At 68.8% G+C, this 14,055-nt stretch carries 15 protein-coding genes; 9 read left to right on the forward strand and 6 right to left on the reverse strand.

Annotated features, from left to right (window positions below; genetic code table 11):
- The first annotated feature begins 140 nt into the window (after positions 1–140).
- A complete protein-coding gene (locus AB0J95_RS13890) occupies positions 141–545 on the forward strand; it encodes a hypothetical protein (RefSeq protein WP_364756913.1) in 405 nt (134 codons plus the stop codon).
- 30 nt (positions 546–575) lie between these two features.
- On the opposite strand, the gene AB0J95_RS13895 is transcribed toward AB0J95_RS13890, so the two are convergent.
- From AB0J95_RS13895 to AB0J95_RS13905, 3 genes are read right to left on the reverse strand one after another with little or no spacing between them, the layout of a single operon-like run.
- Positions 576–1,733 (reverse strand): winged helix DNA-binding domain-containing protein, encoded by a 1,158-nt coding sequence (locus AB0J95_RS13895; RefSeq protein ID WP_364756915.1) that lies wholly within the window; start codon positions 1,731–1,733, stop codon positions 576–578.
- Between the two features lie 46 nt (positions 1,734–1,779).
- Complete coding sequence (locus AB0J95_RS13900; RefSeq protein ID WP_364756916.1) at positions 1,780–2,313, reverse strand: GNAT family N-acetyltransferase; 534 nt, start codon at positions 2,311–2,313, stop codon at positions 1,780–1,782.
- The gene (locus AB0J95_RS13905; protein ID WP_364756918.1) at positions 2,310–2,837 is read right to left on the reverse strand and encodes an ABATE domain-containing protein; all 528 of its coding nucleotides are present in this window, start codon (positions 2,835–2,837) and stop codon (positions 2,310–2,312) included. The genes AB0J95_RS13900 and AB0J95_RS13905 overlap by 4 nt, the downstream gene beginning before the upstream one ends.
- A 316-nt stretch (positions 2,838–3,153) precedes the next feature.
- On the opposite strand from AB0J95_RS13905, the gene AB0J95_RS13910 reads away from it, so the two are divergent.
- Entirely contained in the window at positions 3,154–4,389 is a 1,236-nt protein-coding gene (locus tag AB0J95_RS13910; protein ID WP_364756920.1) for a glycoside hydrolase family 18 protein, read from the forward strand.
- A gap of 43 nt (positions 4,390–4,432) precedes the next feature.
- Here AB0J95_RS13910 and AB0J95_RS13915 read toward each other — a convergent pair whose 3' ends face one another.
- Positions 4,433–4,810 carry a YciI family protein gene (locus AB0J95_RS13915; protein ID WP_364757198.1) on the reverse strand — a complete coding sequence of 126 codons (378 nt, stop codon included), beginning with the start codon at positions 4,808–4,810 and terminating at the stop codon, positions 4,433–4,435.
- A 114-nt stretch (positions 4,811–4,924) separates the two neighbouring features.
- Here AB0J95_RS13915 and AB0J95_RS13920 point away from each other — a divergent pair, with 114 nt between their 5' ends.
- From AB0J95_RS13920 to AB0J95_RS13950, 7 genes are all read left to right on the forward strand, one after another.
- Positions 4,925–5,566, forward strand: coding sequence for an SRPBCC family protein (locus AB0J95_RS13920; protein ID WP_364756922.1), 642 nt, complete (start codon positions 4,925–4,927; stop codon positions 5,564–5,566).
- Positions 5,563–6,327, forward strand: coding sequence for a methyltransferase domain-containing protein (locus tag AB0J95_RS13925; RefSeq protein WP_364756923.1), 765 nt, complete (start codon positions 5,563–5,565; stop codon positions 6,325–6,327). The genes AB0J95_RS13920 and AB0J95_RS13925 overlap by 4 nt, the downstream gene beginning before the upstream one ends.
- A 30-nt stretch (positions 6,328–6,357) precedes the next feature.
- The gene (locus tag AB0J95_RS13930) at positions 6,358–6,945 is read left to right on the forward strand and encodes a PadR family transcriptional regulator (protein WP_364756925.1); all 588 of its coding nucleotides are present in this window, start codon (positions 6,358–6,360) and stop codon (positions 6,943–6,945) included.
- 119 nt (positions 6,946–7,064) lie between these two features.
- Complete coding sequence (locus AB0J95_RS13935; RefSeq protein ID WP_364756927.1) at positions 7,065–8,000, forward strand: ATP-binding cassette domain-containing protein; 936 nt, start codon at positions 7,065–7,067, stop codon at positions 7,998–8,000.
- Between the two features lie 5 nt (positions 8,001–8,005).
- Entirely contained in the window at positions 8,006–8,788 is a 783-nt protein-coding gene (locus tag AB0J95_RS13940) for an ABC transporter permease (RefSeq protein WP_364757199.1), read from the forward strand.
- Positions 8,785–11,073 (forward strand): DEAD/DEAH box helicase, encoded by a 2,289-nt coding sequence (locus tag AB0J95_RS13945; protein WP_364756929.1) that lies wholly within the window; start codon positions 8,785–8,787, stop codon positions 11,071–11,073. The genes AB0J95_RS13940 and AB0J95_RS13945 overlap by 4 nt, the downstream gene beginning before the upstream one ends.
- Entirely contained in the window at positions 11,070–11,801 is a 732-nt protein-coding gene (locus AB0J95_RS13950; RefSeq protein ID WP_364756931.1) for an SWIM zinc finger family protein, read from the forward strand. The genes AB0J95_RS13945 and AB0J95_RS13950 overlap by 4 nt, the downstream gene beginning before the upstream one ends.
- On the opposite strand, the gene AB0J95_RS13955 is transcribed toward AB0J95_RS13950, so the two are convergent.
- Entirely contained in the window at positions 11,765–12,598 is an 834-nt protein-coding gene (locus AB0J95_RS13955; RefSeq protein WP_364756933.1) for a PhzF family phenazine biosynthesis isomerase, read from the reverse strand. The two genes, AB0J95_RS13950 and AB0J95_RS13955, sit on opposite strands and share 37 nt — an antisense overlap.
- Before the next feature lie 49 nt (positions 12,599–12,647).
- The gene (locus tag AB0J95_RS13960) at positions 12,648–14,036 is read right to left on the reverse strand and encodes a PLP-dependent aminotransferase family protein (protein ID WP_364756935.1); all 1,389 of its coding nucleotides are present in this window, start codon (positions 14,034–14,036) and stop codon (positions 12,648–12,650) included.
- Positions 14,037–14,055: the final 19 nt, after the last annotated feature.

Here is a 14,055-nt window from a genome sequence, read left to right on the forward strand (position 1 = left end):
TTTCGCGCGCGGGTTGTCACCCAGGAAAACCAGCCAGTGGGGCGCGGTGATCACCAGCGAACGGGACCTGCACGCGGGCGGGGTGTGGGTCGGTGGAAGTCGGTCGCTGGAGGTGGTGGGTAGTGGCACGATCACCGGGTATGACAACGGATCCGGCGATGGGGCTGCGCAACGTCGCCTTGGAGTGTGTGGGGTTGGTGGCCTCGCAGTTCGGTCGCACGTTGGACTGGAGTGTGGACAGCCTGGGTGAGCTCGACGTGGTGTGCGGCGAGTTGCTGGCTGAGGGGGAGTTGGCGGAGCATCGCTTTGATCTGTGGTGGAAGCTGATCGGTGCGTATACCGGTGAGGTTCTCGTGCGTGTCTATGGCGGGCAGTGGAGCACGCACGAGAAGGCACCCGGGGCTTTCGCCGTTGTGGTGAACGGGGTGACGGCGCTTCCTTTCGGTATCGCGGAACGGGTTCTGTCTGGCGAGCCGTACAAGAGCCTCGCCTCGTTCGGCCGAGTCTTTCCCGCGATCATCGAGCGGGAGGAACGGCGCGGCTGAGTCCGTCACGTCCCCGGGCGGGTGAGTGTCCTATGAGGACAGCTCGCGTTCGAGGGGCGTGCGGAAGCGGGGGATGACTCGGGTGGGGCCGAGCCATTCCTCGATACGCGCCGCGGTGTCGGCGACGGCGGTGGTGGCGCCGGTGCCGATGTCCTCCAGTAATCGGAAAACGACTTCGCCGGACGGGCGTTGGGCCCAGCCGCCGACGATGCGGCCGTCGCACCAGACGGTGGGCCCGACGTTGCCGGAGCGATCGAACAACGCGGGGCCGTGGCCGCCGAGGTACCAGTCACGTGCCTGCCACCCCATGGCGGTCGGGTCGAGGGCAGGCAACAACGCCACCCACGGCTCCGGTTGCTCGACCGGCGCCAGGTCACCGGCCAGCGCGATGCCCGAGACCCCGTCGAGGTCGACCTCGACCGGGCCGATCTCGGCCAGCGCCTTCTTGGTCTGCGCCGCTGTCCACCCGGTCCACCACCGCAGGTCGGACACCGGCGCGGGCCCGAACGCCGCCAGCCACCGGCGGGCCAGCTCCGCGCGGGCAGCCTCGGCCGACCATGGTTCCCAGCCGTCCGGCAGCCAGGAGTCCATTGTCGACCAGAGGTACTGCCCGCTGAGCCACGAGCCTTTGGGGCGTCCACGCACGATCCGCCCGTCCGCCGCGAGCAGGCCCAGCACTCGCGTGGTGATGTACGCGGTCGACCCGTAGCTCTTGTCCGGGGCGTAGACGAGGGATGTCCGCAGCCTCGGTTCGTCGGCGGCCAGCTCCGCCGCCGTCGCCGACCCACGGGCCGCCAGCGCGGCCGCGGCCGAATCCTCCACTTCGGACAGCCACGCCCCATCCCTGCCCACCTCGGCCAGGTGCTTGACCAGGTCGCGCCGCAGGCGGGCGGCGACGTCCCTGGTGCATGCCTCCTGGATGACGGGCACCAGATGCGACTCGACGACGAACATGGTGCGGCGCATCCCCAACATCCGCACCACGACCCGGTCGTCGTACAGCGCGCGCTCGACGCCGGACACCTCGGGCGCTTGCTGCCTGGCCGCGACCGCCAGGTACACGGTCGCGGCATCGGTGGCGTGCAGCGCGACCAGAGCCTCCGCCACCTGCTGGACCGTCCCCGCCTGGACGGCCAGCAGGTGCCGGAGGCCCAGCCGGGCCCTGCGCTGCTCGATACCGATTCGCATGCGACTGTTGTATCAGGGGCCACCGACAGTTCTGGGTTTGCGCAGGTCAGGCTCGGTCTATCCGGTAGATGACGTGGTCTCGGGAGTCGATCGGGTTGTCCGGTTCGAGCTCACCGGTGGCCACCTGCCGCATCCCGGCCTTGGCCAGCGCACGCCAGGACGCGCGGTTGTCCGCGTGCACCGGGATCAGGAAGCACGTCGCCCCAGGGCATTCGGCCCAGCTGCGGGTCAGCATCGAGCGGATCATCGCGGTGCCCAGGCCGCGCCCGGTGAACGCCGGCTCGCCGATCAGGTAGTCCATGCTCATCGCGCCCGGGGGAACGTCCACAATGGGCGCCAGTTCGGTGACGTACTCCGGGAAATCCTCGATCCGGTACCGCTGAACCAGCCCGAACGGCTGCCCGGACAGCAACGCCAGGTACATCTCAGCGGGCTCCCCGCCGCGCACGGCCACGCCGAAGTCCCGGTCGAGGGCCTCATCGGACGTCTCGTGGTTCCACCACCGCGCGACGAACGGTTGCTCCAGCCAGGAACGCAGCAACGGGAAGTCGGCGAGGGTCAACGGCCGCCACGTGATCATCGGACCCCTCCAGCGGGGTGCAGCCTGCGGTAGTACCGCGCCTGCCGGTCGCGGTGACTGCAGGACGGATGACAGAAACGCCGGCGCGAATGGGTCCGCACGAACACCATCGAGCATCCCGGCGCGGGACAACGCAGCAACGAATAGGGCCCGGTCACCACCTCGATGCAGGACGAGGCGAGCCGCCCGAGCACAGCCGCGGGACCGCTGACGGTGTCGGTCCACTGCGCCTGTGGCCACGAAAGGCTCAGACACACCGGAGCGGCCGCGGCGAACGAGTTCACCCGATCGATCGACGCGGTATCGGGAACCCGCTGGTCCAGAACGGCCGAGAACACCGAGTGCACGGCATCACGCAATGCCCGCACCTGCACCGGATCCGGCACGACCACACCCGGCATGGCCTCGGCGAACCAGGCCCGCACCCACTCCGCGGTGGCCAGGAAGTCGATGCCTTCGCCGTAGAGCGTGTTGGCCAGCTCGACGGCGAGCGGCTCGGTCCCCAGCACGGGTAACTCGGTCACGATGCTGACGGTAACAACCGAGTCCTGCCGTCAGCATCTGATTTTCGCCAGGTCCGGCTCAAACGAGATGACGGCGTTTCGAAGACCGGGCGAGATCACGCCAACTGTGCATTTCTCACCGCATATCAAGAGGGTCTGGTGGGTAGTTTGGCGCTCGTTGCGCCGTTCGGGTGTAGCTATGGTCTAGACCTCGAACCTAGTGTGGTCTGGACCTATTGTCGCTTGCCTCAGCCCCAGAGCGAGGAGAGTCATGTCGAGGAGGAGATGGGGTGCCACGGTCCTTTTGGCCGGCGCCTTATCGCTTACGGGAGTTGCCGTGCCCACGGCGGCACAGGCACACCAGCAAGACGGTGCGCGCACCGTCGGCTATTACACGCAGTGGAGCATCTACGACCGCAACGTCCCGCTGAAGAACCTGGTCGACAGCGGCGCCGCGGCCAGGCTGACCACACTGAACTACGCGTTCGGTTTCCTTGACGCGCAGGGCAGCTGTGTCAGCGCCGACGCATGGGCGGACTTCGACCGCCCGTTCCCGGCCGAGCAGAGCGTGAACGGCAAGGCCGATGCGGACACCCAGGTCCTCAAGGGCAACCTGAACCAGTTGCGCCTGCTCAAGCAGAAGTACCCCAGGCTCCGGGTGAACATCTCGCTCGGTGGCTGGACCGGGTCGAAGTACTTTTCCGACGCCGTGCTGACGCCCGCGTCGCGCGCGGCCCACGTGAAGTCCTGCATCGACATGTGGATCAAGGGCAACATCCCGGGCAAGCCCGCCGGGGCGGCCGCCGGCATCTTCGACGGCGTCGACCTGGACTGGGAATGGCCGGGCAGTGACGGCAACACCGGCAACGTCATCCGGCCGGAGGACAAGCAGAACTTCACCAAGTTGCTGCTGGAGTACCGCATCCAGTTCGCCAAGCTGGGGTTCTTCACCCGCAGGTCCTACGACCTGACCGCGTTCCTGACGGCCAGCCCGGCCAAGCTGGACCTCGGTTTCGAGACCGCCAAGGTGTTCGCGCTGCTGACGTTCGCCACGGTCCAGGGCTACGACTACCACGGCACGTGGGAGCCGCTGACCAACCAGCAGTCGTCGCTGCGGTCGCCCGCGGCGGACCCGACCAAGGCGAACTTCTCGACGCAGACCGCGGTCGACGCCCTGCTGCAACGCGGTGCGCCGCGCGACAAGATCGTGGTGGGCGTGCCGTTCTACGGGCACGGCTGGACCGGCGTGACCAACCAGAACAACGGTCTGTTCCAGCCCGCGACCGGTGCGGCGCCCAGCCGCTTCGACCCGGGGACCGAGGACTTCAAGGCACTGAAGGACCTGGTCACCGCGCCGGGCAGCAAGTTCAAGGTGTACCGGGACAACACGGCCGGGCACGCCTGGATCTTCGACGGCACGACGTTCTGGAACTACGACGACGCCGTGGAGATGAAGCGCAAGGCCCGCTACATCAACGACCGCCGGCTCGGCGGGGCGATGATCTGGTCGCTGGACGGCGACACGTCCAACGGCGAGCTGATCAAGGCCCTGAACGACGGCCTGCGTCGGTAGCGGAACCTCTGGTGGGGCGGACCGGACGGCCCGCCCCACCAGGTCACGCCTCCGGCACCCGGCCGACCGGCTGCACGACGATCTGCGTGCAGACCGGGAACGTCCCGTCACCCGACGAGATCCGCGCCGCGATCTCTAGCGCCCTGGCCTCGTCGGCGACGTCGAGCACCCAGTATCCGGCGAGGAACTCCTTGGCCTCGGGAAACGGGCCGTCGGTCACCACGGGGTCGCCGTCCTTCTGTGCCAGCACGATCTTCGCGTCGTTGGGGTGGGTCAGTCCCTGGGCGTCCACGAACTCACCGGACGCGACCAGTTCGTCGTTGAGCCGGCCCATGAACTCGATCATCGCCTTGATGTCCTCGGGCGACCAGACCTGGTCCATCTCCTCCCAGGCTTTGACGTTCGTGGTCATCAACAGCATGTACTTCACGGCTTGTCTCCCTTCGTCCGTCCCTGTGTCGGAGCCGTCCGCCGCGCTTCGACACGATCAAGCATCGAAATTGACTTATATAAGCCGTGCCTGTAGTTTCTTCGCATGATCGACGTGACCGAACAGATCAACGCCGTGCGCCGCACGCTCGGCGCCCGCACGCTCGACGCTGGCGAGGCCAGGGTGATGACCCTCAGCCAGGCGTACGACACGGACATCGACGACCTGTGGGACGCGTGCACGAACATCGACCGCATCCCGCGATGGTTCCTGCCGGTCACCGGCGAGCTGAAGGTGGGCGGGAAGTACCAGCTGGAGGGCAACGCGGGTGGCGTCGTCGAGCGCTGCGACCCGCCCAAGAGCTTCGCCGCGACCTGGGAGTTCGGCGGCGAGGTGTCCTGGATCGAGGTGCGCCTGTCCACGGATCCCGACGGTAGGGCCCGCTTCGAGCTGGAGCATGTCGCCCGCGTGGACGACAAGAAGTGGGCGGAGTTCGGTCCGGGCGCGGTCGGCGTCGGCTGGGACGGCATGCTGCTCGGCCTGACGCTGCACCTGCGGTCCGGCGGCAAACCGGTGGACTCCGACGAGGTCATGGCCTGGATGATGTCCCCCGAGGGCATGAAGTTCATGAAGGACAGCAACGAAGCCTGGTACGAGGCGGATGTCGCCTTCGGCACCCCCGAGGACAAGGCCCGCGCCGGCGCGGACAACGTGCTGAAGTTCTACACCACGCCGCCCGCCGGGTGACGGACTTCCGCAGCGCCGATTTCTACGACGACCTCGCCGGGACGTACGACCTCATCTACGCCGACTGGTGGTCGGCCGCGGTGCGGACCGGCGAGGTCCTCGCACGCCTGCTGGAGGGCCTCGCGCCGCCGGCGTCCATCCTGGACTGCACGTGCGGAATCGGCACCCAGGCGCTTCCGTTGGCCGCCAAGGGGTTCCGGGTGACCGGGACCGACCTCAGTGGACGGTCGATCGACCGTGCCCGCGCGGAGGCGGCGGCGCGGGGTCTGGCGGGGGAGTTCCACCAGGCCGACGTGCGGGACATCCCTGAACTGGGTGAATTCGACGCGGTCATCTCGTGCGACAACTCGTTGCCGCACCTGCTCACCGACGAGGACCTCGGCCGGGCGCTCACCTCGATCCGGCGTCGCCTGCGTCCGGGCGGCCTGTTGCTGGCGACGATCCGCGACTACGACCAGATCCTGCGCGACGGCGTCCAAGGCGTACCGCCCCGCATCCACGGCACCGGCCGTGACCGGCGGATCATCGCCCAAGCGTGGGAATGGGCCGACGACAGACGCACGCTGACGCTCAACCACATCATGATCACCCAGACCGGCACCGGCTGGGACACCGCCGTGCGCACGACCACCTACCGCGCCCTGCGCCGCGCGGAACTGGACACCGCGCTGCAAACCGCCGGATTCACCGCGATCCGATGGGCGTTCCCGGACGACAGCGGCTACTACCAGCCGGTCGTGACCGCCCGTGCCCCCGGGTGACCTCGGACGATCACACTAAGCTCAGCTGCCATGTCGGCGACACGGCTGCTGGTGCTCGGAGTGGTGCGCGGGTACGGGCGCGCCCACGGGTACCTGATCGGCAACGACCTGCTGTCCTGGGGCGCCGATCGGTGGGCGAACGTCAAGTGGGGCTCGATCTACCACGCGCTCAAGCAGCTGACCAAGGGCGGCTACCTGCACGAGGAGTGGACCGTGCCGGGCCGCACGGACTACGAGCTGACCGAGGCCGGCGAGCACGAGTTCCAGAAGCTGCTGCGCAACGCGTTGAGCAAACCCGACAACAAGGCGGACATGCTCGGCGCCGCCTTGGCCCTGTTGCCCGCGTTGCCGCGGGAAGAGGCGATCAAGATGCTCAAGCAGCGACTGGCCGCGCTGGAGGCGGAACGGGACGACGCCGGGGTTCAGCTGCGTAAGTCGGCGGAGCGGCCGCCGCATGTGTGGGAGCTGTACTCGTTGTGGGAGCACAACGCGCAGGGTGGCATCGAGTGGACGCAGGGTCTGATCGACCGGCTGAGCAGCGGGTCGTACCCGATGCGGGGCGAACCGGATTCACCCGGCGAGCCCGGTAGCTGGGCGGCTGCACTGCGCACCGACTGACGGCGTAGGCGCTCGGAGGCCACGGCGCCGAGGTTCGTATTCAAGTTTGCATAGGTGGGCCTGGCTCAGGCATACTCGCGGCTCGGTATTCAAGTTTTAATACAGAGTGGGGTACTCGAATGGCCGACCAGCTCGCGGTCCACGCGGAGGGGCTGCGCAAGCGGTACGGAGATCATCAGGCACTCGACGGGTTCGATCTGGCTGTTGGCCAGGGGACGGTGTGTGGGCTGCTCGGGCCCAACGGAGCAGGCAAGACGACGGCGGTGCGGATCCTGGCCACACTGCTGCGGCACGACGGCGGCCACGCGGTGGTCGCCGGGTTCGATGTGGCCAAGCAGCCCATCGAGGTGAAGAAGAAGATCGGCCTGGTCGGGCAGCAGGCCGCGGTGGACGAAATCCTGACCGGCCGGCAGAACCTCGAGATGTTCGGCCGGTTGTTCCACCTGGGGGCGCGCAGGGCACGGGCGCGGGCGGACGAGCTGCTCGAGCAGTTCGGGCTCACCGACGCCAAGGACCGCGCGGCCAAGACCTACTCCGGCGGCATGCGCCGGCGGCTGGACATCGCGGCGAGCATGATCCTCGCGCCCGCGGTGCTGTTCCTCGACGAACCCACGACCGGCCTGGACCCCCGCGGCCGCAGCGAGGTCTGGGACGCTGTGCGCACGATGGTCGACGAGGGCACGTCAGTGCTGCTGACCACGCAGTACCTCGACGAAGCCGACCAGCTGGCCGACCGGATCTCGGTGATCGACCACGGCCGGGTGATCGCCGAGGGAACACCCGATCAGTTGAAATCCCGGCTCGGCGGTGACCGGATCGACGTGATGGTGCACGAACAGGCCGAACTGGTCCGGGCCACGCGGGTCCTGGGCGGGCAGGCCGAGGTGGACGAGGACCGCCTGCTGATCAGCGTCCCGGTCCGCGACCGGGTCGCCGCGTTCACCGAAGTGGCCAAAGCACTGGAGCAGGCCAACATCGACATGGCCGACATCGCGTTGCGCCGGCCGACCCTCGATGAGGTCTTCCTGACGCTGACCGGGAAGGAGGCCGCGTGATCGCGCTGCGCTGGACGCTGGTAGACGGCTGGACCATCACCCGCCGCACGCTGATCCACTGGGTGCGGGAGCCCGCGCCGGTGATCTTCGGGCTGCTGTTCCCGATCCTGATCGCCCTGATGTTCGCCTACCTGCTCGGCGGCGCGATGACCGTGCCCGGCGGCGGGGACTACCGGGAGTTCCTGATTCCCGGGATGTTCGGGATGAACATGCTGTTCGGCCTGAGCGCCACCATGATCGCGGTGCGCACGGACGCCGAGCGGGGGGTCACCGACCGGTTCCGGTCCATGCCGATGGCCGGTCCCGCGGTGCTGCTGGGCCGCAGCGTCGCGGACATGCTCAACTCGCTGCTCATGCTGGCCGGGCTGATCGTCGCGGGGCTGGCCATGGGCTGGCGGCCGCACAACAGTCTCGGTGAGACGGTGCTGGCGTTCCTGCTGCTGGTGCTGCTGCGGTTCGCGTTGGTGTGGCTGGGCATCTACCTCGGGCTGGTGGCCACCAGCCCGGCCGCGACCACGGCGTTGCAGACGCTGGAGTTCCCGGTCGGGTTCCTGTCCAACCTGTTCGTCGCGCCCAGCACCATGCCCAGCTGGCTGGGCACCATCTCCGAGTGGAACCCGTTGTCATCCACAGTGGCGGCGACCCGGGAACTTTTCGGCACCCCGGGCATGGGCGGCGAGTCGTGGATCGCCCAGCACGCGGTGCCGATGGCGTTCGCCTGGCCGTTGCTGCTGCTCGCGGTCTTCTTCCCGCTGGCCGTCCGCCGCTACCGGAGGCTGAGCCGTTGATCGAGTTCGACCCGGCCGACCCGCCGCGTTCGAGCACGTTCCTGATCGAGGGAACGCGGGTCCCGGTCGCTCGCGCGCTGCCGATCCTGCTGCGCGACGAGCACTGGGGCCCGCGGGCCCGCCAGGCCCTGGAGATGGTCGCCGAGGGCAGGCTGGTGCCCGCGATCTCGCCGGGCGGCTACGACATGTGGCGGATCACGGGTGCGCCCGGCGAGTTCTTCGACGCGATCGCGGACACGTTGCCGCGCACGCCCGCCGCGCACCTGGTCGTCGGCGGCCCCGAGTACGCCTCGATGGAACCGCAGAAACTCGACACGTCGGCCACACTGCGGATCACGGTGGACTTCGACGCGATGCAGTTACGTGCCTCGATGGCGACCGATGTGCTGGCGATCCGGCGGGCCGCGATGGTCTGGCACCCGCTGGAGCGCATGCTGGACACCGCCACACCCGGCGACATCGTGCTGTCCGACGCGGAAGTGGGGGAGCTGCTCGGCGCCGGTGTGCGGCTGCTGACCGAGGCCGGGATCCAGGTGCGCTGGCCGGCCGAGGTAGTCCGGGACCTGACCGCCTCGGCGGTGCTCAGCGGCTCACCCGAAGCGGGCCGGTTCGACCTGGGCTGGCAGGTCGAACTGCGTGGCCAGGCCCTGACACCGTCCGAAATGGGCATGCTCGCCGAGGCGCACCGGCCGCTGGTGCGGCTGGGGGAGCAGTGGGTCCTGGTCGATCCCGCGTTGGCTCGCAAGGCGCGCGACCGCATCCTGGATCCGCTGCCGACTGCGGCCGCGCTGGGCGCGGCGCTGACGGCGAGTACCGAGGTCGACGGCGAGCAGGTGCCGGTCGTCGCGACCGGGTGGCTGGAAACTTTGCGGGAGCGCATTTCCGACCCCGACGCCGGTCCGCCGGTGGATCCGCCTGCGGAACTGAACGCGTCCTTGCGCGACTACCAGCTGCGGGGCCTGCGGTGGCTGGACCGGATGACCGCGCTCGGTCTGGGCTGTTGCCTGGCCGACGACATGGGCCTCGGCAAGACGATCACCCTGATCGCGCTGCACCTGCTGCGGAGGGGGCCGATGCTCGTGGTCTGTCCCGCGTCGCTGCTGGGCAATTGGGAGCGCGAGATCCGCAGGTTCGCGCCGGGCACGCCGGTGCGGCGGTTCCACGGCACCGCCCGGTCGCTCGACGACCTCGACGGGGTCGTGCTCACCACGTACGGCACGATGCGCGTCGACGCGGAAACCCTTGCGGCGCAACAGTGGGACCTGGTCGTCGCCGACGAAGCCCAGCACGTCAAGAATCCCGGCTCCAGCACGGCGAAGGCGTTGCGGACCATTCCCTCGGCCGCGCGCGTCGCGCTCACCGGTACCCCGGTGGAGAACCACCTCGGCGAACTGTGGGCGATCCTGGACTGGACCACGCCCGGGCTGCTCGGCACGTTGCCGCGATTCGTCGCCCGATGGGGTGATTCTCCAGCCGGCCTCGCGCCGTTGATCCGGCCGTTCCTGTTGCGGCGCAGGAAAACCGATCCGGGTATCGCGCCGGAACTGCCACCCAAGACCGAGACCGACCGGCCGGTCGCCCTCACCCCCGAACAGGTCGGGCTCTATCAGGCGCTGGTCGCCGAGACCATGGCGATGATCCGTGCCAGCAGCGACATGGCCCGCCGCGGCCTGATCATGAAGCTGCTCACCGGCCTCAAACAGATCTGCAACCACCCCGCCCAGTACCTCAAGGAGAACAGCCCCGTACTGCCCGGCCGCTCGGGCAAGCTGGAACTGCTCGACGAACTGCTGGACACGATCCTCAGTGAGGACGGCGCGGTCCTGGTGTTCACCCAATACGTCACAATGGCCCGCCTGTTGGAGGACCATCTGACTACTCGCGGTATCCGCACTCAGTTCCTGCACGGTGGTACTCCGGTGCCGAGGCGTGAGGAGATGGTGGACCGGTTCCAGAACGGCTCGGCGCCGGTGTTCCTGTTGTCCCTCAAGGCCGCCGGGACGGGGCTGAACCTGACCCGCGCCGACCACGTCGTGCACTACGACCGCTGGTGGAACCCCGCGGTCGAGGACCAGGCCACCGACCGCGCCTACCGGATCGGGCAGACCCGGCCGGTGCAGGTGCACCGGCTGATCGCCGAGGGCACGCTGGAGGATCGGATCGCGGACATGTTGCGCGCCAAGAAGAACCTCGCCGACGCCGTGCTGGGCTCCGGCGAGGCGGCGTTGACCCAGCTGACCGACGACGAGCTCGCCGAGTTGATCGAGCTGAGGGAGACGTGGTGAGCGACGCCCGCGGGTTTCCCGCCTTCCCGCCCGGTGCCCGGCGACGCGCCAGGTTCGCCCGATCATGGTGGGGCGATGCCTGGATCACCGCGATCGAGGACGCCGCCCTGGACTCCGAGCAGCTGCGGATCGGCCGCAAATACGCCTTCGCCGGGCAGGTCGGGCCGATCACGGTGAGCCAGGGCCGGATCGCCGCCACCGTGTACGGCAGCGACCGCACCCCGCACGCCGCGACTGTCCACATCACACAGTTGAGCGATTCCGAGTGGGGACGTCTGCTCGATTGGGTGACCGCGAAGTCCGGGTTCGTCGCGGCGTTGCTGGACAAGGAGATGCCGCACGACCTGGCCTCGGCGGACGTGCCGCTGCTGCCGATGATGAGCGACCTCGAACCGGACTGTGACTGCGACGGCTGGGAACTGCCCTGCCGGCACGCGGCCGCACTGTCCTATCAGGTCGCGTGGCTGCTGGACGAGGACCCGTTCGTGCTGCTGCTCATCCGCGGCCGCGCCGAACAGGATCTGCGCGACGAGCTGCAGATCCGCAGCGCCCCACCGGAATCGCCGCTGCGCTACCTGGTGCTGGACGCGGCCGCCCGGGCGAGGTCGCTGCTCGCCGGCGCGGACCTGCCGGACCTCACTGAGGAGCAGGACCTCGCGCGGTGGGCGGCCACCTACCCGGCCCTACACGGTCAGCTGACAAGGGCAACCGGTCGTGAACTTCCCTGAAGCTCACCGTCTAGAACCGTCACGGCCCGTCCGGTCAGCAGCACCCGGTCGTCACGCACTTCGGTACGAACAACACCCGATCGTGGCGAAGCCTGGAGGCCGACCAGGTTCGTCTTGCCCAGCCGCGCACCCCAGAACGGCGCCAGCGCGGTGTGCGCGCTGCCGGTCACCGGGTCCTCGGGAATGCCGTCGGTGGGTGCGAAGAACCGTGAGATGAAGTCGTACTCGCTTGCCTGTGCGGTGACGATCAGGCCGCGGATCTTGTGCGCGCGCTCGATCGCGGCGACAGCGTTCATGTCCGGGGCCAGGCCGCGAACGGTCTGCTCATCGGCGACCTCGACGAGGAGGTCGCCCAGCGGCCCGGTGTCGTAGGTCGCGACCACGTCAACCCTGAGCGCGTCGGCGAGCCCGTCCGGGGCGGGTGTCTCGGTGGTGGGCGAGGCGGGGAAGTCCATGGTGATGCTGCCGTCGGCGAACGTCTGCACGGTGAGGATTCCGCTGCGGCTGCTGAAGGTCACCGTTGCCGGGCCGCCCCGGTCCACATGCAACGCGTGCGCCGCGGCCAGGGTCGCGTGCCCGCACATGTCGACCTCGCGCATGGGCGTGAACCAGCGGATCCCGTAGTCCGCGCCGTCTACGCCGGGCAGGGTGAACACGGTCTCGGACAGGTTCATCTCCGCGGCGAGGCGGCCCATCCACGTCTCGTCCGGCCAGGAGTCCCCGTCCAGCAGGCAGACCGCGGCCGCGTTGCCACGGAACGGTTCGTCGGTGAAGGCATCGATGATCCGGATACGCATACCGTTGACGCTAGAACCCCCAGCGGGCCCAGTCGAAGGCCAATTCGCGCTAATTGGTTCTCACCCTGCGCAGCCCTTCACGGATGTTGTCCAGCGAGATCGCCCCATAGCCCAGCACCAGGCCGTGCTGGACCGGCCCGGCGCAGAAGTCCGCCAATGCCTGCACACCAACCTGTTTCGCCCGCGCCGCGGCCACAACCGGCTCCACGTCGGCTTCCGAGCGCACACACAGGTGCAGCCCGGCGGCTGAGGGCACGAGGTCGAGCCACGGGAAGTCCTTCTCCAGCGTCTCGACGATCAGCTCGTGCCGCCTCGCGTACTCACGCGTGGCTTTGCGGATGTGCCGCGCCAGCAGGCCTTCGTCGAGGAACGTCGCCAGCGCGGCCTGGTTGATCACGTCGCCGTGCCAGTCGGTGAGTTGCTTGGCGGTCCGCAACGCGGGCAACAACGATGCCGGTGCGACCAGGAACCCGATCCGCAGCATCGGCAACAGCGTCTTGGAGAACGACCCCACGTACACGACGCGCCCGCCACGGTCGATGCTCTGCACCGGCTGCAGCGGTCGGTCGGAGAACCGGTACTCGCTGTCGTAGTCGTCCTCGACCACCACCGCGTCGTGTTGTTCCGCCCACGCCAGCAGCGCCGTACGCCGAGCCAACGACATGGGTGTGCCTAACGGGAACTGGTGTGACGGCGTTGTGTACACGAGCCGCGCGTCGTCGGGCAGCGCGGACACGTCGAGCCCTTCGTCGTCCACGGGGACACCTACAACACGCGCGCCGTGCGAGGAGAACAGCCGTCGCGCCGGTACGTATCCCGGTTCCTCAGTGGCCACGCAGTCGCCGGGCTCCAGCAGCACTCGCGCGGTGATGTCCAGCGCCTGCTGCGCACCCTGCGTGACCACGACGTCGTCCGCGCCCGCGTGCACCGACCGTGACACACCCACATAGCGTGCGATCGCCGCCCGCAGGCCTTCGTGGCCGGATGGGTCGGTGTAGTCGGCGTTGTGCACCACTTTGGCCCGCATCTCGCGCGCGACCAGCCGCCGCCAGGTCTCCAACGGGAACAGCTGCCCGTCCGGTGTGCCGAGCCGGAAGTCGAACTCCAGCCACGGCAGAGGCGTGGGCTGTGGCAGGGTGTCCCAGATCGGGCGCGGCCGGGCGACGCCGTGCGCGGCCCGGCGTTCGGCGCGCTTGACCGGCTGCTCGCTGACGAACGTGCCCGCGCCGACCTTGCCGACCAGGAAGCCTTCGGCGGTCAGCCGGTCGTAGGCGTCGGTGACGGTCGTTCGGGAGACGTCCAGGCGCTGCGCCAGCTCCCGGGTCGGTGGCAGCCTTTCGCCAGGTCGCAGGCGTCCGTCGACGATGGCGTCGAGAAGTTCCCGGTAGATGCGGGCGGAGAGGTCGCCGCGGCCGGCGAGGCTGACATGGAAGTCCATTGGTCTGGTTCGTTTTCCA

The sequence above is a fragment of the Actinocrispum sp. NPDC049592 genome (assembly GCF_040675465.1).
In the GTDB taxonomy this organism is placed as follows: Bacteria; Actinomycetota; Actinomycetes; order Mycobacteriales; family Pseudonocardiaceae; genus Kibdelosporangium.